The sequence below is a fragment of the Paenibacillus sp. FSL F4-0125 genome (genome assembly GCF_038008565.1).
In the GTDB taxonomy this organism is placed as follows: Bacteria; Bacillota; Bacilli; order Paenibacillales; family Paenibacillaceae; genus Paenibacillus_AQ.
In genome coordinates this window covers 4019867-4038797 of the sequence record NZ_JBBOZJ010000001.1, presented here as the reverse complement: position 1 = coordinate 4038797, position 18931 = coordinate 4019867, and the positions used below count along the sequence as shown (strand labels likewise).

At 43.2% G+C, this 18931-nt stretch carries 19 protein-coding genes; 18 read left to right on the top strand and 1 reads right to left on the bottom strand.

From position 1 onward, the window contains the following. The first annotated feature begins 38 nt into the window (after nucleotides 1-38). The 18 genes from yfmF (at nucleotide 39) to NST74_RS17785 (ending at nucleotide 17765) form a co-directional block, all read left to right on the top strand. Nucleotides 39-1316: an EF-P 5-aminopentanol modification-associated protein YfmF gene (gene yfmF, locus NST74_RS17870; protein WP_076119577.1), complete on the top strand. Its 1278-nt coding sequence runs from the start codon at nucleotides 39-41 to the stop codon at nucleotides 1314-1316. A gap of 2 nt (nucleotides 1317-1318) precedes the next feature. After that, on the top strand, nucleotides 1319-2599 hold the full coding sequence (gene yfmH / locus NST74_RS17865; protein ID WP_341113638.1) for an EF-P 5-aminopentanol modification-associated protein YfmH: 1281 nt from the start codon (nucleotides 1319-1321) through the stop codon (nucleotides 2597-2599). Nucleotides 2600-2638: 39 nt separating this feature from the next. Continuing rightward, nucleotides 2639-3367: an elongation factor P 5-aminopentanone reductase gene (ymfI, locus tag NST74_RS17860; protein ID WP_042132274.1), complete on the top strand. Its 729-nt coding sequence runs from the start codon at nucleotides 2639-2641 to the stop codon at nucleotides 3365-3367. 137 nt (nucleotides 3368-3504) lie between these two features. Next, nucleotides 3505-3768, top strand: coding sequence for a DUF3243 domain-containing protein (locus NST74_RS17855; RefSeq protein WP_042128820.1), 264 nt, complete (start codon nucleotides 3505-3507; stop codon nucleotides 3766-3768). Nucleotides 3769-3945: 177 nt separating this feature from the next. After that, nucleotides 3946-4713, top strand: a complete 768-nt coding sequence (locus NST74_RS17850; protein ID WP_042128818.1) for a DUF3388 domain-containing protein — start codon at nucleotides 3946-3948, stop codon at nucleotides 4711-4713. Nucleotides 4714-4755: 42 nt separating this feature from the next. Beyond that, a complete protein-coding gene (locus NST74_RS17845) occupies nucleotides 4756-5712 on the top strand; it encodes a helix-turn-helix domain-containing protein (protein ID WP_341113635.1) in 957 nt (318 codons plus the stop codon). Between the two features lie 80 nt (nucleotides 5713-5792). After that, the gene (locus NST74_RS17840) at nucleotides 5793-5954 is read left to right on the top strand and encodes a hypothetical protein (protein ID WP_341113634.1); all 162 of its coding nucleotides are present in this window, start codon (nucleotides 5793-5795) and stop codon (nucleotides 5952-5954) included. A 204-nt stretch (nucleotides 5955-6158) separates the two neighbouring features. Beyond that, entirely contained in the window at nucleotides 6159-6650 is a 492-nt protein-coding gene (locus tag NST74_RS17835) for a YajQ family cyclic di-GMP-binding protein (RefSeq protein WP_042128814.1), read from the top strand. A 153-nt stretch (nucleotides 6651-6803) separates the two neighbouring features. Next, on the top strand, nucleotides 6804-7391 hold the full coding sequence (pgsA, locus tag NST74_RS17830) for a CDP-diacylglycerol--glycerol-3-phosphate 3-phosphatidyltransferase (RefSeq protein WP_042128813.1): 588 nt from the start codon (nucleotides 6804-6806) through the stop codon (nucleotides 7389-7391). Between the two features lie 109 nt (nucleotides 7392-7500). After that, a complete protein-coding gene (locus NST74_RS17825) occupies nucleotides 7501-8787 on the top strand; it encodes a competence/damage-inducible protein A (protein ID WP_076119579.1) in 1287 nt (428 codons plus the stop codon). A 300-nt stretch (nucleotides 8788-9087) separates the two neighbouring features. Continuing rightward, complete coding sequence (recA, locus tag NST74_RS17820) at nucleotides 9088-10155, top strand: recombinase RecA (protein ID WP_042128809.1); 1068 nt, start codon at nucleotides 9088-9090, stop codon at nucleotides 10153-10155. 163 nt (nucleotides 10156-10318) lie between these two features. Then, nucleotides 10319-11050 carry a regulatory protein RecX gene (locus NST74_RS17815; protein ID WP_156114826.1) on the top strand — a complete coding sequence of 244 codons (732 nt, stop codon included), beginning with the start codon at nucleotides 10319-10321 and terminating at the stop codon, nucleotides 11048-11050. A gap of 316 nt (nucleotides 11051-11366) precedes the next feature. Next, the gene (gene rny, locus NST74_RS17810) at nucleotides 11367-12908 is read left to right on the top strand and encodes a ribonuclease Y (protein ID WP_042128807.1); all 1542 of its coding nucleotides are present in this window, start codon (nucleotides 11367-11369) and stop codon (nucleotides 12906-12908) included. Nucleotides 12909-13050: 142 nt separating this feature from the next. After that, complete coding sequence (locus tag NST74_RS17805; RefSeq protein ID WP_341115923.1) at nucleotides 13051-13845, top strand: TIGR00282 family metallophosphoesterase; 795 nt, start codon at nucleotides 13051-13053, stop codon at nucleotides 13843-13845. A 200-nt stretch (nucleotides 13846-14045) separates the two neighbouring features. Continuing rightward, nucleotides 14046-14306: a stage V sporulation protein S gene (locus NST74_RS17800; protein WP_019910496.1), complete on the top strand. Its 261-nt coding sequence runs from the start codon at nucleotides 14046-14048 to the stop codon at nucleotides 14304-14306. A 148-nt stretch (nucleotides 14307-14454) separates the two neighbouring features. Further along, nucleotides 14455-15420: a dipeptidase gene (locus NST74_RS17795; protein WP_341113633.1), complete on the top strand. Its 966-nt coding sequence runs from the start codon at nucleotides 14455-14457 to the stop codon at nucleotides 15418-15420. A gap of 138 nt (nucleotides 15421-15558) precedes the next feature. Further along, nucleotides 15559-16131, top strand: coding sequence for a phosphate propanoyltransferase (gene pduL / locus NST74_RS17790; RefSeq protein WP_042128797.1), 573 nt, complete (start codon nucleotides 15559-15561; stop codon nucleotides 16129-16131). A 278-nt stretch (nucleotides 16132-16409) separates the two neighbouring features. Further along, on the top strand, nucleotides 16410-17765 hold the full coding sequence (locus NST74_RS17785; RefSeq protein ID WP_341113632.1) for a DEAD/DEAH box helicase: 1356 nt from the start codon (nucleotides 16410-16412) through the stop codon (nucleotides 17763-17765). A 211-nt stretch (nucleotides 17766-17976) separates the two neighbouring features. Here NST74_RS17785 and dapA read toward each other — a convergent pair whose 3' ends face one another. Further along, the gene (gene dapA / locus NST74_RS17780; RefSeq protein WP_341113631.1) at nucleotides 17977-18873 is read right to left on the bottom strand and encodes a 4-hydroxy-tetrahydrodipicolinate synthase; all 897 of its coding nucleotides are present in this window, start codon (nucleotides 18871-18873) and stop codon (nucleotides 17977-17979) included. Between the last annotated feature and the right edge of the window lie 58 nt (nucleotides 18874-18931).

Below are 18931 nucleotides of genomic sequence, written 5' to 3'. Positions count from 1 at the left end.
TAATGAGCAACTATCCACGCCGTAAAGGAGTTTTGGACTTGACTAATAATGTATTTCAGCATGGCACCGTTGGAGGCTTGCGTATTCACGTTATGCCAACCAAGGCGTTCAAGACCTACGCGATCTCACTTTATGCGGGTATTCCTCTGGACGAGAATACAGTGACCTCTACTGCACTAGCTCCATTCGTGCTTCGCAGAGGTACCGCGACTTACCCGGAGACCACGCAATTCCGCGAGCGTTTGGAGGAACTGTATGGCGCTGGATTTGGGTTTGATATTTATAAAAGAGGCGATTACCAAATCGTTCAGTTCCGTATGGATACCATTAACGACTCCTTTGTACAAAACCAGGAGAACTTGCTTGAACAATCCTTCGCTTTCTTAGGAGAAGTACTGACTCGTCCCTTAGTTGAAGACGGAAGCTTCCGACCTTCGTATGTTGCAACGGAGCGTGAAACCGTTCGCAAAAAGCTGGAGTCCATCGTAAATGACAAGATACGTTACGCTGCTGAACGTTGTATTGAGGAAATGTGCCGCAACGAGCCATACCGTCTTCACCCTCTGGGGCAAAGAGCAGATCTGGATCGAATCACTCCGAAAAGTTTGTATGAATCCTACAATTCATGGCTGGATGAAGCCATCCTTGATCTCTATGTAGTGGGAGACACAACAGTTGACGAAGTTGAAAAACTTGTACAGCGTCATTTTGGTCGCATTCAGTCCGAGGTGGGCTTATATAGCTCTAAGTTCGTCCCTGTATCGGTTAATGAGGTACGGACAGTAGAAGAGAAGCTGGATGTCAGTCAGGGCAAGCTGAATCTGGGACTACGCACCTCAATTACTTATAAGGATGATTCCTATGCCTCCGCGCTTATGTACAACGGTATATTAGGAGGGTATCCACACTCTAAACTTTTCGTTAACGTTCGTGAGAAGGCGAGTCTTGCTTACTATGCTTCATCTCGTTACGACGGACATAAGGGCATTGGAACGATTCAATCAGGTATCGAAACGCAAAATTACGGCAAAGCCGTGGACATTATAGAGAAGCAATTGGAAGAAATGAAAGCTGGCAATATCAGTGATCTGGAGCTTAGCCAGACGAAAGCTATGATCCGCAATCAGCTTTCTGAGATCCCGGATTCAGCTTTTGAAATGATCTCTTACGACTTCAACCGCCAGTTGTCAGGAAAAGATCGAACAGCGGATCAGCTATTACAGCAGGTGGAACAAATCGGTGCAGAAGACGTAAAAGCCGCTGCTGAAACCTTTCAACTGGATACGATTTATTTCTTGACAGGAAAGGAGGAATAACGATGGAACAAATTCATTACGACAGACTAGAAGAGACCATTTATCATGAGGTCATGGATAACGGACTTCAGGTATACGTGCTGCCGAAACCAACATTCAAAAAAACCTATGCAACATTTGCTACCAAGTACGGTTCTGTTGACAACCACTTTCATGTCGCAGGCGGAGAAGAGACCACTGTTCCTGATGGTATCGCACACTTTTTAGAGCACAAGATGTTCGAAGAGCCAGAAGGCGATATTTTTGCTACCTTCGCTTCGAATGGAGCATCGGCCAATGCTTTTACAAGCTTTGATCAGACAGTTTATCTTTTCTCAGCAACTGAGAATATAGAGACCAATCTTAGTACGCTCGTTGATTTTGTTCAACGACCTTATTTTACAGATGAGAATGTAGAAAAGGAAAAGGGAATTATTGGTCAAGAAATCAATATGTATGCTGATAACCCGGACTGGCGTGTGTATTTTGGCCTTATTGAAGCGATGTATTCAAAGCATCCGGTACGGATTGACATTGCAGGTACGATAGAATCGATTAGTACGATTACGAAAGAAACGCTGTACACTTGTTATAACGCTTTTTATCATCCAAGCAATATGCTGTTGTTTGTGGTTGGAGGCGTGGATCCGGAGAAAGTATTCTCCTTGATTCGCAGTAACCAAAAGGGTAAAACCTACGGCAAGCAAGGTGAAATCAAGCGTATTTTTGAAGATGAACCAGTACAAGTGGCTACAAAACGTCTAGAAAGCAAGCTTGCCGTATCGATGCCCAAAATCATGTTTGGTTTCAAGGAAAAAGTAGACGGTCTAACGGGTGAAGCTTCTCTAAAACGTGATTTGATAACCAAGCTGATGCTTGATTTGTTGGTTGGTAGCAGCACAGCATTGTATCAAAAACTATATGATGAGGAACTGATCTCGGACAGCTTTGGACATGAATTTAATAGTTCTCCGCAGTATGCTTTTTCTGCAATGGGTGGGGATACGAAGGATCCGGATTTGCTTTTAAAACGAATAAAAGAAGAAATTGATCTAATCTTAAAAACTGGCTTTGCGGAGAAGGATTTCGAGCGGGCACGGAAAAAGAAAATAGGCGGATATTTGCGCATGCTGAACTCCCCTGAGAATATTGCACATGAATTTACACGCTACCAGTTCCGCGGTGGTGACCTGTTTGAAGTTCTGCCTATTTACGAATCAATTACTTTGGCAGAAGTTAATGAGCGTCTGCAAGCCCATGTAAACTGGGATCAACTTGCCGTATCATTGGTGGTGAGTCCTTAGGTGAGCGTTTTGGGAGAGAGCAGCAAACCACTAGGGGAAATGACAGTGCTCGTTACAGGGGGCAGCGGAGGGATCGGCGGCGCCATTGCGGAACGGTTTGCTTCTGTCGGGATGAATATAGTTATTCATTACAAGCACTCACATGAGGCTGCGAATGATGTCGCTCGGCGTTGTATGGCCCTTGGAGCAAAGGTAATGACAGTAAACGCGGATATGAAGGACCGTAGTCAGATTGTACGTATGGCTGAAAAGCTGGAGAGTAATGGAATGCAGCCGGATATCCTCGTCAATAATGCCGGTAAATCGCATTACGGAATGCTAGCTGATGTGACCGAAGAAGAATGGGATGATATTATGTCCATTAACTTGAAGGGAACCTTTATGTGCAGTCAGATCTTTATGCCGTACATGGTGTCTCAGCGTTATGGTCGTATCATCAATGTTTCTTCCGTATGGGGAATCACTGGAGCTTCTTGTGAAGTAGCTTATTCGGCTAGCAAAGGTGGAGTGAATGCCTTTACAAAGGCTTTAGCTAAAGAGCTGGCTCCATCTGGTGTAACGGTTAATGCGGTAGCTCCAGGAGCGGTTAATACGAACATGTTATCCAATTTACAGGAGGATGAAGTCCGTATGTTGGAGGATGAGATTCCGGCAGGACGTTTGGCTACTCCTAATGAAATATCCTCACTGATTTATTTTTTGGCTTTGCCTGAGTCCGGGTATATCACGGGTCAGATTATTAGTCCAAACGGTGGATGGATTACTTGATGATTATGTTGGAGAAAAGCACCAGCATAAGAACTTAGCGTCTGAGACATATTATAAGTGTTGTTTTTAAATCTCACGTAAGACGGCTTACAGCCTGTATGCAGGTGTTTGACCGTAAATATGAAGGAGGATTTAAGATGACACAAGGCGATAGCGTAATCAAAAATTTTGACACCTGGAAAAAATTTCTGGGAAAACGAGTTGTACAGGCGGAGAAACTTGGGATGAGTGAAGACACAATCTCAAAGCTGGCTTTTGAAATCGGGGAATTCCTCGATGAAAAAGTGGATCCAGCAAACACTCAAAACCGTGCAATCAAAGAGCTATGGGACGTCGGTAACGATGAAGAAAAGCAGACGATTGCTAAACTCATGGTCAAATTGGCGAAAAATCACGCCTAAGCTTGCGGAAAAGCTCCCCTTGTGGGAGCTTTTCTGCAATTATTACAGGACTGACCTTGCCTTTCATTTTTATTTTATATATCATTAACATGACCCGTGTTTCAGATCGCTTTGTCTGAACGGCATTTTTTTGATGGATATCAAAGTGCAGGGAAAAGGAATCTATGAGGTGTACAAGTGGAATATAAACAATGGTATATGGAGTACAAGATTCACAAGAACAGACCCGGTCTGCTTGGTGATATCGCTTCAATGTTAGGGATGCTAGAAGTCAACATTCTGACGATTAATGGCGTTGAAGGAAAGACACGCGGAATGCTGCTGGAGACCAATGACGATGACAAAATAATGCTGATGGGCGAAATGCTCAAGAAAGTTGATAATATTACAGTTTCAGCTCTGCGGTCTCCAAGACTCGTAGACAAGCTGGCTGTGCGCCATGGGCGATATATTGAACGGGATTCAGATGATCGAAAGACGTTTCGTTTTACCCGCGATGAGCTCGGTCTTTTGGTCGATTTTCTCGGGGAGCTGTTTAAAAAAGATGGAAATCAGGTAATAGGACTTCGAGGTATGCCCCGTGTAGGAAAGACTGAATCGATTATTGCCGGCAGTGTCTGCGCGATGAAGCGGTGGACATTTGTCTCTTCGACACTTTTACGTCAGACGGTTCGAAGTCAATTAGCAGAAGATGAGATGAACCCACATAATGTATTTATTATTGATGGTATTGTTAGTACGATCCGCTCTAATGAGAAGCATTATAATTTATTACAAAATGTTATGAGTATGCCAAGTACGAAAGTGATCGAGCATCCAGATATTTTTGTGCGGGAATCTGAGTACACCTTTGATGATTTTGATATTATTATTGAGCTTCGCAATAATCCAAATGAAGAAATATTGTACGAGTCGTTCACGACGAGCTACAGTGATGATCTATAAAACACCAATGATGATTCATTGAAACTTACAGGAGGTGATGGTATGTCGGAACTGGGCCGGCAATTGAAAGAGGCGCGTCTGCAAAAAGGGATGAGTCTTGACGATGTCCAGGAAGTAACGAAAATTCGCAAAAAGTATTTGGAAGCCATCGAGTCTGGAGACTATAAGGTGCTTCCAGGAAGTTTTTATGTTAGGGCGTTTATCAAAACGTACGCAGAGGCAGTAGGTATGAGCCCAGACGAGCTGCTAGAGGAGCATGGGAATGTACCTGCCCCTCCTGAAGACACAGCTATGGAAACGGTGATTCAAAAACGCAGCCGTAGACCAGAAACCGAACGGAATGCAAAATGGCTGCCAACAGTGCTAATGTGGACATTTCCAATATTGATTATTGTTGTGATTTACATTTATGCTTCCAGTTTGAACAAGCCGGACCCCGCTCAAATTGATCAGACGAATCTGACGAATGAACAGCAGGATCCTACGACAGCACAGACATCTCCACCGGCTTCAGGAGGAGGTGTTGTAGCGCCAACGGCTTCAGCAGGTACAGAAGCAACAACTGAACCAACGGCAGAGCCTACGCCAACACCTACGCCTTCCCCGCAATCCATTACAGTTACACCGGATGGGAAATCAGGAAAAACTACCAAGTTCAAGGTTTCAGCTCCGGCTGGAAGTGAAGTGAAGGTTGAGATTTCTGCTACTGGAGTAAGCTGGCTTGAGGTGTATAAAGGTGAGAACTCTAAAGGTGAGAAGCTCTCATTTGGTAACACAGCGGCAGGAGATCATATGAGCTTTGTTCTCGGAAGTGAAGGAATGTATATTAAATCTGGTTATTCACCAGCTACTGAGATTACTGTCAATGGACAAGTAATTACAGATGAAAAGACCTCATCTCGTCTGTTAATTAATCTGGATGATGGTACTGGAAGTCAAACGACCCAGAATGAAGGTACCACTGATACTACTGACCAGACTAATGAAACAGGCCAATAAGAAATATGATGTATAGACTTTGGCTGCGCGGGGAACATAAGATTGTTTCCAGTGCTTAGCCAAAGTGAGGTGACATTCTTATGATCGTTAGCTGGATTGTAGCTGGACTTGGGGTTATTGTCAGTCTCATCGGATACTATATGACGCCAAGTGCTTGGGGCTATGGAATTCTCGGTTTCGGTATTGCACATATTGTGCTTGGAATTCTGGATATGTTTCGAAGCCCGCTCCGAAGCAGATAGAAAACTAAGAAATGAGCGTCTCCGAGGGGATACTCCCTGTGGAGACGTATTTCTACCATTGAACAGAACTCATTTCGAAGGAAAAGCTCCACTCTGTGGGGCTGTTTTCTGTGTCGGGTGGGGTACATATTATCCAAAATTAGACTTAAGGGGATCATTCTTTTATAATAGTAGCAGACTAAAAAGTACAAAGGACGTGGAGTTATGAGTTCAGAAAGTTCATTTGATATCGTATCTAAAATGGATATGCAGGAATTAACTAATGCGATCCACCAAACAGAGAAAGAAATTGATAACCGATTTGACTTTAAGAACAGTAAAAGCAGTCTGAAGCTTGAGAAAGACGCACTTATTATCGCCTCTGAGGACGAATATAAGCTAAATGCTGTTATCGATATTTTACAATCGAAGATGGTGAAGAGAGGTATCACGCTGAAGAACTTGGATTTTGGCAAAGTGGAGCCTGCTTCCCTGGGAAGTGTTCGTCAGCGCTTAGGTCTTAAGCAAGGGATAGATCAGGAGAACGCAAAAAAAATTAACATCCTGATTCGTGATTCGAAATTGAAGGTGAAGAGCCAGATTCAAGGAGATCAGATCCGCGTAACCGGTAAGAGTCGCGATGATTTACAGCAAATTATCCAGATTTTGCGTAAAGCTGATTTGCCGCTGGACCTGCAGTTCAACAACTTAAAATAGAGTTTTGTACCCCGCAGTGCTTATCAGCACCATGATGCGGGGTGCTTTGTATTTTTTTTGACACCTATTTATAGCTATAATATACTTGCTTAAGTAGAAATAGATGAGCCTGACTCAGGTCATTTGTATGAACGATTTAGGGGAGGAACTTCAGTGAATTTGCCCAACCGCATCACGCTAGCACGTATTTGCCTGATCCCGATTATGATGTTTTTCTTACTGGTGGATTTTAGCTTTTACCCAGAACCAATACATTGGGGCTCTTTCCAGCTATCTGTTAATCATTTGGTAGCCGCTGTAATCTTTTTGCTTGCAGCCAGCACAGATGGAATAGACGGCTACATAGCTAGGAAATATAATATGGTGACCAACCTCGGTAAGCTCCTTGATCCGTTAGCGGACAAGCTGTTAGTTTCCGCTGTTCTGATTTCACTTGTCGAACTGGGCAGATGTGATTCATGGATCGCAATTGTTATCATAAGTCGTGAGTTCGCAGTAACCGGACTTCGCCAGATCGCATTGTTAGAGGGGAAAGTGGTTGCCGCCAGCAAATGGGGCAAGATAAAGACGGTTGTACAAATTGTAGCGATCTCACTGCTGTTGTTAAACAATTTCCCGTTTCAATTCGTCAGCATTCCTGTAGACGATATTGCCATTTGGGCTGCAGCTTTGATTACTATTTACTCTGGAATTGATTATTTTGTGAAGAATAAAGAGCTGCTACAGCTGCATAATGCTTAAGCATTTTAGGTAGCTACATATAGGAGAGGTAATAGGTAAAGTACCTATTACCTTTTTTAAACCCTAAAGGCAGTGTGTCTACATTATAACAAGGAGGCGAAAGCCAGGGATGAAAGCGGAGATTATTGCAGTAGGCACGGAGCTTTTGCTCGGTCAAATCGTGAATAGTAATGCCCAGTTTCTATCTATAGAGTTAGCTGCTATTGGGATTGATGTATATTTTCAAACCGTAGTTGGCGATAACAGCAGTCGCTTGCAGCAAGCTATTGAAATCGCTCAAAACAGAGCTGATGTTATCATTTTTACAGGTGGTATTGGTCCGACAGAAGATGATCTTACGAAAGATGCATTGGCTGCTTCATTGGGTCGAACACTCCATATAGATCGTTTGGCAATGGATCATGTACAACGTTTCTTTGATGATCGTAAGATTGTAATGACAGAGAATAATCGTAAACAGGCACTTATAATTGAGGGAACCACACCTTTGCCAAATGAGATTGGTCTTGCTGTGGGTATTGCTTTTGAGCATGAAAAGAAATATTATATTGTGCTTCCTGGTCCGCCTCGCGAGATGAAACCAATGTTCGTAGATAAAGCTGTACCGTGGCTCCAACAGCACGCTCTAACGACAGAAATGCCACTTTATTCTAAAATGCTAAAATTTGCAGGTATCGGAGAATCACTGCTTGAGGATAAGCTCATAGATCTGATTCACAGCCAGACAGACCCAACCATAGCTCCTTACGCTAAAGAGGGAGAGGTAACCGTTCGTATTTCGACAAAGGCGCCTTCCGAGCATGAAGCTTTCAAGAAGCTGGAGATTCTGGAGAAGCAGATCAAAGAGATTTTACCAGAGCATTTATATGCGAATATTGATGTACCGCTAGAACAGCTAATTGTAGATTGGATGGCGGATGCAGGTCTGACTTTAAGTGCGGCGGAGAGCTGTACCGGAGGCTTGCTGATGGAGAGTATAACCAACATACCAGGTAGCGCTTCGATGTTTGCGGGAGGAATCGTCTGTTACTCCAACGATCTAAAGAAAAAACTTCTGAATGTGCCAAGTGCTTATTTGGAGGGGCCTGATGCCCCTGGGGCGGTAAGTCGTGAAGTTGCCGAGGTGTTGGCCGATCAAGTAAGAATGATTGCGGACAGTGATTTCGGTTTATCTGTAACTGGTGTAGCAGGACCAGGATATTCTGAACGTAAACCAGTTGGACTTGTATTTATTGGTTTAGCTGAACGCGGGCGTAAGACAGAGGTATATGAGCTTAATCTTAAAGGGACACGTGAGAATATACGACTGCGTACTGTTAAAGCTCTACTGTATCGACTTTGGCGTAGACTTGAGGAACGCAAGGTGGAGACACCACTTGAGGGTTCAGACTTGTAATGGGAGATTAGCCCAGTTATAATTGGAACATACGGAAGAACCGTGGCACTGAGATTTCTTTGCTGCGGTTTTTTGTATATCTGCAGAGATTTTGATCAATGTTTTTGGTTATGATCATAAGTCGTTGATGTCCGGTGAAGTAGAGAAATCAGTTAACTTCTATATCCGGAGGGAGGCTTACAATAAAAGGGATAATTAACGCTTGAGACAAAAAAAACGAATGTATGTTCGAAAAAAAGCTTGGCAAGACCTCAAAAACACGTTATTATATTATTATAAACAGTGAAGGAAGTGGTCTGATTGTCAGATCGTCGTGCAGCGCTTGATATGGCGCTTCGTCAAATAGAAAAACAATTTGGTAAAGGTTCGATCATGAAACTGGGAGAATCCACTCATATGCAAGTGGAAGTTGTACCTAGCGGATCTTTGGCACTTGATATTGCGTTAGGTATAGGCGGACTTCCAAAGGGACGTATTATTGAAGTATACGGACCTGAATCCTCCGGTAAAACAACTGTTGCTCTTCATGCTATTGCAGAAGTGCAAAAACAAGGAGGACAAGCTGCATTTATCGATGCTGAGCATGCGCTCGATCCGAAGTATGCACGTAACTTGGGCGTAAACATTGATGAATTGTTACTATCTCAGCCAGATACGGGTGAACAGGCACTTGAGATTGCTGAAGCACTTGTACGAAGTGGCGCAGTAGACATTATTGTCGTTGACTCCGTAGCTGCTTTGGTTCCTAAAGCGGAAATTGAAGGCGATATGGGTGATTCACACGTCGGCCTACAGGCTCGTTTGATGTCTCAAGCGCTTCGGAAGCTTTCTGGTGCCATTAGTAAATCAAATACAATTGCTATCTTTATTAACCAGCTTCGTGAGAAAATTGGTGTTATGTTCGGTAACCCTGAGACAACTCCGGGTGGACGAGCGCTGAAATTCTACTCTTCCGTACGGTTGGATGTTCGTCGTGTCGAAAGTATCAAAATGGGTAACGACGTTGTAGGTAACCGCACCAAGATCAAGATTGTGAAGAATAAGGTAGCACCTCCATTTAAACAAGCTGATGTTGATATCATGTATGGTGAAGGGATTTCCAGAGAAGGAAGTCTTGTAGACATCGGTACTGAAATGGACATCGTGAATAAGAGTGGTGCGTGGTATTCCTATGAGGGCGAGCGTCTCGGCCAAGGACGTGAGAATGCCAAACAGTTCTTGAAGGAACATCAAGATATTGCGCTCATCATTGAGAACAAGATTCGTGAAGCAAGTAATCTCTCCACTATTGTTGCTGCACCAAATGAAGCGGAAATCATTGCAGAGCAAGAGGAAGAAGAAAAGCTACTTCTCGAAATCGAACAATAGAATTTATTAAGGAATAGGACGCCCTGTGATTCATTGTTGCAGGGTGTCTTTTCTTAACGCATCAGAAATATTTATTTGGGGTCCCCGCAAAGTACCTGAGTACGCATCGAATTTAAGCTACACTTTGTGGGGATATTTTATTGCTATGAGGTGACAAGCAACTATGGTAATACAGCTGGATATGGATTTTGAATCGGATGAGCAGGACTTACAAGTTCTGGCGGATTTTCCTGATGGAGAACTTTTAGAAATCACTAAGGTAGAACGTCAGAAGAAATCGGATCACCGCTATATCATACATTTCGGAGCTTATAACATGACTGTACACGAAGACGTCATGATTAAATATCGGATGATTACTGGGAATTCTTTTATGAAAGCCGATCTGGAGGAAATTGTTGTTGCTGATGAGCGACAACGAGCTTATGTAGAAGGACTTCGTTATCTAGAACGAAAGCCACGAACCGCTATGGAAATGACTCGCCGTTTACGGCAGAAGGAAATAGGGGAGACTATTATTGCGGAAGTGGTGCAACGGCTACAGCAGGAAAGACTTCTTGATGACCCTTTGTATGCAAAGCAATGGGCAGAGCAACGCATTACAAACCAGCGCAAAGGAAAGATGTGGATTCGCCAAGAGCTACGTGAGAAAGGAATCGACAAATCTTTAATCTCGGAAGCCTTGGAGAATATCAGCCCAGAACAAGAACTTGAGAGTGCACTTCAGACCGGGCGTAAGAAATGGAATCTCATCCGAGGTGAAGCTGCAGATAAGAGAAGAAAGACTGGTGCCTTCTTAATGCGGCGTGGATTCTCAGGAGATATGGTGCGTCAAGTGATCAATACTTTACTTGAAGAAGACAATTATGAGGGTGAAGATGAGGAATTTTACTAGACTCACTGATTCTCTTGACATTAATGCGCATATCGACTCTCTTGACAATGTCTTTTTATAAATAATAAAATATAACATGAATCGGCATAAAGTAAGAATCCTTTTTCCTTCCCAAAAAGGGGACTTTTTAAAACGGTTCGCGTACAACTCATATGAAATGTAATCGCCGGATAAGGCGGGCAGTGTGCATGTGCAGCATGTGCAGTATGGCAATCGGTTGTTTACCGGTTTTTTGTATGGTGATGAACGGATAGTTTAACAACTGCACAATTCCCAGGGGTATACCTTGGAGAGGAACCAACGAGGAGGTGAACAGATGCAAGCATGGATCTGGGTCATTATCGTTCTCGTTGTAGCTGCATTATTCTTTGGGTTCGGTTATTTTATTCGTAAATCCCTTGCAGAAGCTAAAATTCAAAGCGCAGAAAGAGAAGCCGTAGTCATCGTGGAGAACGCGAAGAAGGACGCAGAGGCGCTGAAGAAAGAAACGGTATTGGAAGCTAAGGACGAAGTCCATAGAATCCGTACTGAAGCTGAGAAAGAAACTCGTGAACGTCGGAATGAAATCCAACGGCAAGAGAGACGTTTGCTGCAAAAGGAAGAATCTCTGGATAAAAAAATGGAATCGCTTGAAAGAAAAGAAGAACAAGTAGCTAACAAAGAGAAACGAATTGATGAAACCCAACAGCAAATTGATGTTATTTACAAAAACCAAGTCACTGAATTGGAGCGCATTTCCAATTTAAGCATCGAAGATGCAAGAAGTATTATTCTTAGCAATGTTGAGCAAGAAGTTCGCCATGAAACGGCTCAAATGATCAAAGAAATTGAACAGCAGGCGAAAGAGGAAGCGGATAAGAAATCCCGCGAAATCATCACACTCGCTATCCAACGCTGTGCAGCTGATCACGTAGCCGAGACAACAGTTTCAGTTGTTACCCTGCCGAACGAAGAGATGAAAGGTCGGATTATCGGTCGTGAAGGCCGTAACATTCGTGCACTCGAAACTCTTACAGGTATCGACCTCATTATTGATGATACGCCGGAAGCAGTTATTTTGTCGGGATTTGATCCAATCCGTCGCGAAGTGGCCCGTACGGCACTTGAGAAACTTGTGGCAGATGGACGTATCCACCCTGCTCGTATTGAAGAGATGGTGGAAAAATCCCGCAAAGAAGTGGATGAAAGAATTCGCGAATATGGTGAACAAGCTACTTTCGAAGTGGGTGTTCATGGATTGCATCCAGACTTGATCAAGATTCTGGGTCGTCTGAAATTCCGTACAAGCTATGGTCAAAATGTATTGAAGCACTCCATGGAGGTTGCTTATTTGACTGGACTGATGGCCGGTGAGCTTGGGGAAGACATCGTGCTTGCAAAACGTGCAGGATTGCTCCATGATATCGGCAAAGCGCTGGATCATGAAGTAGAAGGCTCGCATGTTGAGATCGGCGTTGAACTAGCGAAGAAATATAAGGAACATCCGGTTGTTATCAACAGTATCGCGTCTCATCATGGAGATTGCGAAGCTACCTCGGTTATTGCTATGTTGGTTGGTGCCGCTGATGCATTGTCAGCAGCAAGACCTGGCGCTCGCCGTGAAACACTGGAAACGTATATTAAGCGTCTAGAAAAACTGGAAGAAATCTCAGAGTCGTTCGAAGGCGTTGAGAAATCATTTGCTATTCAGGCGGGCCGTGAGGTACGCGTGATGGTACAGCCAGAGAAGATTGACGATGCAGAGGCATTCCGTCTTGCTCGCGATATTACGAAGATGATTGAAAGTGAACTGGATTATCCAGGACATATCAAAGTTACCGTTATTCGTGAGACACGGGCTGTTGAATACGCTAAATAGGTGGAATATAAGGTTAAGGGATAAGATGTAACTTATACTTTCTTATATTTGTTGAGAATTGGCCCCTAAGCAGGGCCTTTTTTCTTTTGAATATGAGCTCTTATCCATTAGATATAGCGGTTAAGATTAGGAGGAGAGAATCATTAAAGTACTATTTATTGGAGATATCGTTGGAAATGTTGGCAGAAAGGCTCTTCGTGAGATGCTACCTTCACTAAAAAGTAAATATCAGCCACATATCATTATTGTTAATGGCGAAAATTCTGCTGCCGGTAGAGGGATCACTAAGGCGATCGCAAATGAGTTTTTTAACTGGGGCGTTCACGGAATAACTATGGGGAATCACACATGGGACAACAAAGATATTTTTGAGTTCATCGATGATGAGGCTCGGATTATTCGTCCAGCTAATTTTCCGCCAGGAACACCGGGAAGAGGTTATACCGTTGTTAAAGGTAATGGTAAAGAACTGGCTATAGTAAATTTACAAGGACGGACGTTTTTACCTGCTATTGATTGTCCTTTCCGTGTTGGGGATGAAATTGTGGAAGAGCTTCGTAGAGATCATAAATGTATTCTCGTCGATTTTCATGCAGAGGTAACCTCTGAGAAAATCGCCATGGGATATTTCATGGATGGCCGTGCATCGATTGTTGTTGGGACACATACGCATGTTCAGACTAACGATGATGTGATTTTGCCAGGAGGAACTGCGTATTTAACCGATGCGGGTATGGTTGGTTCAAGCGAAGGTATTCTGGGTATGGAAAGAGATGCAGTACTTTATAAGTTCACAACTCAGCTTCCAGCACGATTTGTTGTCGATGAAGGTAAGTGGCAGCTTCACGGTTTATTTGCAGAATTAGATGAAACTACTGGTGCGGCAACTCGTCTGGAGAAGATACGGTTGCGTGAAGATGAATGGGTTATGAGCTAAACGTAGAATAGAGTATCGTTTAATCCGGGTAATTTCGCTGAGTTAGGGTAAAGTGTGATATTTTTTATATCGTAAAAGAGTATCTTTAATACCGTTTTTGGAAGACGTGGTCCGTAAAAAGAAGGAATTATTTCTTCTCTCGCGAATAACATCTAAAGTAGTGGAAGAACACCATTATTTTCCCAGGGGAGGTACTTACTATGGATGTATTAAAAGTATCAGCTAAATCCAATCCAAATTCCGTCGCCGGCGCATTAGCGGGTGTTCTTCGTGAACGTGGATCGGCCGAATTACAAGCTATTGGAGCTGGAGCACTGAATCAAGCAGTCAAAGCAGTTGCCATTGCCCGGGGATTTGTTGCACCAAGCGGAGTTGATTTGATCTGCATTCCTGCCTTCACTGATATAGTGATTGATGGAGAAGATCGAACCGCGATTAAGCTGATTGTTGAACCCAGATAATAGACCTATAGAATGAATGAACCTGTTTACTTTTGTAAACAGGTTTTTTGCTTTTGATTTATAGTCAGGAGTTTTTCTGCATAGTATCTGAAATAGGCACTTAGAAGTAAAATGTACGGCTGGAACTGTGAGGAGGTGGGGTTGCTAAATGAGAGCTGAAAAGTTTAAGGTAGCAGATTTTCATTGTGATGTGCTAAGCAAAATGCAAGCCTCTCCGGATATTAATTTCGAGAATGACCCTCGATTAGATGTTACTGCAGAACGGTTGGCATCTGGCGGAGTGGAGTTGCAATGTTTTGCGATATATCTTTCAGCTACGAGAGGTAAACCTAGCTTTGAACATGTTCTAGGACAAATTGATCTCTTTAGGCAAAAGATAGTGAGCACAGATGGGCTTCAGTGGTTGCGCTGGAAGGAGGAAGTGGGGAATCGATTAGTTGGAGCACCTCCGCAAGCAATGCTCTCTCTGGAGGGCGTAGATGGCTTAGAAGGGAACTTGTTTTATGCTCAGCTCTGTTTCGAACTTGGAGTGCGGTTTCTAGGTGTCACTTGGAATTATGCGAATTGGGCAGCAGATGGTGTGCTAGAGAAGCGTAATGGTGGATTTACGGAGAAAGGGAGAAAGCTGGTAGAATGGTGCAACCACAGTGGAATGCTGCTGGATGTGTCGCATTTGTCGCAAGCAGGTTTTTGGGAACTGGCAGATTTAAGCTCTCGTCCGTTTATAGCTTCTCATTCGAATGCCGCAGCCATATGCGGTCACGTTAGAAATTTGAATGATGAACAGATAAAAGCTCTTATTGCGATGGACGGGAGAATGGGGCTTACCTTTTATCCGTGGTTTGTATGTGATCATGGAAAGGCTCGTATGGATGATTTGTTAAAGCATATTGAACAGGTATGCAGTCTCGGCGGAGAGAAGCATCTGATGTTTGGCTCAGATTTTGATGGCATTGATACTTGGGTTGAGAAGTTGGAGCATCCGGGAAAATACCCTGATCTTATTGAACAACTGCTTCGTTATTATCCTGAGGATACTGTAAAAGGCTGGATGTATGAGAATGCGACATCTTTTTTAAGCGTAAACTTGCCCTCTCAGGTGTCTAAACCATGACAATCTTGTCCAAAAAACATAAATTGTCGAAAAAAGGGCCTTCGTTATGATACAGCCCTTTTTATTTTGGTGAAATAAGATGTATAATGGTTAATGGCTTGTACAGATACTAGAGAAAATACAAGGAGTGACTTTACAATGAGTAAGACTGTACCCGTAGGTGTGTCGGCTAGACATATTCACCTTACGCAAGAGCACGTGGAGGCTCTGTTTGGCCCAGGATATCAATTAACTGAGTTCAAACCACTTTCCCAACCAGGACAATTTGCAGCAAATGAACAAGTAGCAGTTATCGGTAGCAAAGGTAAATTTGACAAAGTAAGAATCTTGGGACCTGCTCGTCCGGCTTCCCAATTGGAAATTTCCCGTACTGACTCCTTCGCACTTGGCGTGAAAGCTCCAGTTCGCGAATCTGGAAATATTGAAGGAACACCTGGCATTACGCTTAAAGGACCTGCTGGTGAAGTTGAATTAGAACAAGGCGTTATTATCGCAGCTCGTCACATTCACTTCCACACTTCCGAAGCTGAAGCTTGGGGCATTGCGGATAAGCAATTGCTTAAAGTTCGTCTCGGTGGCGACCGCGGTCTTGTATTGGAGAACGTAATTGCTCGTGTATCCGACAGCTTCAAACTTGATATGCATATTGATACTGATGAAGCTAATGCTGCTGGTGCCAACAATGGCGACACTGCTGAAATCGTAGACTAGTCTTCATAACAATCATAGGAAGCGGGGGAGAAATCCTCCGCTTTTTTTGTTGTGTGCCTAGAACCGTTATGTGGCTGATACGCCCGATAAACTGGCAGATGTCTAAACTGTTTGAATAGCAAAGTGGATCGTATCCTGAAATGGATTTTTAATGAAAATTGGTGTGATGATAAAGAATATCTATTATTATGTGACTAATTGTGTTATGATTATTGTTTATGACGTGAAAAATGGATTTAATGTTAAGAATATATGTATTAGAAATTAAGGAGACTAGAATGACATTTAACGAACTGAATATTATGCCTGCGATTTTAAAGGCTTTAACCAAAGAAAACTATACATCACCTACACCTATACAGGAACAATCGATCCCAGCTGTATTAGCAGGCAGAGATTTACTTGGATGTGCTCAAACGGGAACAGGAAAGACAGCTGCATTTTCTGTACCTATTATTCAATTATTAAGCGAACAAACCAATTCCAACAAAACAAACAATGTGCGACGCATTCGCTCGCTGATCTTAACACCGACAAGAGAACTAGCGATCCAAATTGCTGATAACATAAAAGCGTATAGCCAATATACAGATATCCGCTCTGCTGCCATCGTTGGCGGTGTATCACAGAAAGTGCAAGAGCGTGCCCTGAATCAAGGTGCTGATATTCTAATAGCTACACCAGGTAGACTTATCGACCTGATCAATCAAAAACGTGTGGATTTGCAGCATGTCCAAATTCTTGTCTTGGATGAAGCTGACCGTATGCTAGATATGGGCTTTATCCATGACGTGAAACGAATAATCGCTAAAATGCCTACGAAGAAACAAACATTATTCTTCTCTGCAACGATGCCTACTGAGATCTCAAAATTGATCAAAACCTTGCTTGTGAACCCAGTGAAAGTTGAAATCACTCCCGTATCTTCTACTGCGGATAGAATCGAACAATCGATCTATTTATTAGAAAACGGAAATAAACAGAATCAATTGAATCTTTTGTTACAGGATAAATCGATTGTCTCTGCTCTGGTGTTTACTCGGACCAAACGTGGTGCTGACCGTGTTACACGTGACCTAGCGAAGGTGAACATTTCTGCACAAGCCATTCACGGCAATAAATCACAGAATGATCGTCAGAATGCATTGCGGAATTTTAAAAGTGGTGCAACCCGCGTTCTAGTCGCTACGGATATCGCCGCGCGAGGAATTGATATTGATGAGTTATCTCATGTAATCAACTTCAACTTGCCGAATATTCCGGAAACTTATGTACACCGAATCGGTCGTACGGGTAGAGCGGGGCTGAGTGGAACTGCAATTTCTTTTTGCGAATCTGAAGAGCTTCCGTTCCTTAAAGATATCGAGAAATTGATCGGGAAATCGATTCCAGAAGTGAAGGATCACCCGTATCCGATGTCTCGTAAAACGCAGATGAAGACAGAACGATCTTCGAAAACGTCAGGTTCGAGACCAGCGAATTCCAGACCGTCATCTGGTAAACCGTCATCAGCTAAACCATCAGCTTCAAAACCAGCGGCATCTAAACCAGCCAAAGCAAAGCCAAAGTCTAACCCTCCACTAAAGCCAAAGTCCGAGTGGTTCACTAAAGGAAGACAAACGAGCAGCAGATAAGTTATTTTGAACGCTGGACGTATTTTATAGTAAGACTTCAAAACCATCAAAGAAATCTGATGGTTTTTTTGTTATTTGATGATAAGGTGAATACAAGAGAGGGTATAGTTTTTGACACAGATAAAGATGTATTCGTCACCTTTAAAATGGAGAGAGGCAAAAAAAACAGCCGCTAAACAGTTCCTCACTGTATAACGGCTGTTATATTCTCTTATGCGGTGGCTTCAATCGCGTTGTCCTGAACATAAGAACCAAGCTCTTGTTGAAGCGCTGTGCTGATGGAAGTCATAGGGAGGCGAAGCGTATCCGAATCGATTAGGCCATTCTGGCTAAGCATCCATTTGATTGGTGCGGGATTCGATTCCTTGAACAAGAGGCGGATGATCGGCAGCAGTTGTTCAAAGTTTTCTTTAGCTAAGTCTAATTGTCCGGATTTGAAAGCTTCGTATATGCGGATACATTCTGCTGGATAAACGTTCGCAGTAGCAAGCATACCTCCAGTTGCTCCGCAGCTAAGCATTTCGTAAAAGAGTGAATCGTCGCCGCCGAGCACCGGTTTGGTACCCGTACGAACTAGCTCAGTAACCAATTTGGTGCTGCCTGAGCAGTCTTTTAATCCGACAACATTATTCATTTCTAGGATTGTACGTGCAGTATCTACGGTCATAGCAGTACCCGTACGACTTGGAATGTCATAAGCCATGATTGGAATGCCTACTTCTGCTGCTTTACGGAAATGGGCAATGATGCCCTCTTGCGAAGGACGACTATAATAAGGGACGACTACTAGCACGCAATCAGCACCAAGGTTAGCTGCGATCTCTGTGCGTGCTACCGTAGAAGCTGTGTCATTGGTTCCTGTACCGACTACTAAGGGGATAGATGTGGATTGTATAAGCTCACGAGAAGTGTTTACTAGAAGCTGCATTTCATTTACGGTTACAGTTGGCGATTCACCGGTGGTTCCATTAACGACCAGACCTTGTATGCTGTTGTTAATAATGTTCTTTACATAACGCTGATACGAATCCAAATCGACTTCATCAGCAGCATTGAACGGGGTGACCACGGGGACATAAATTCCATAAATCTGTTGTTCTGTAAGCATAAATTATCGGCCTCCATAATATTTTAATTCCTCTACATACACTTTACCATGGAATGTT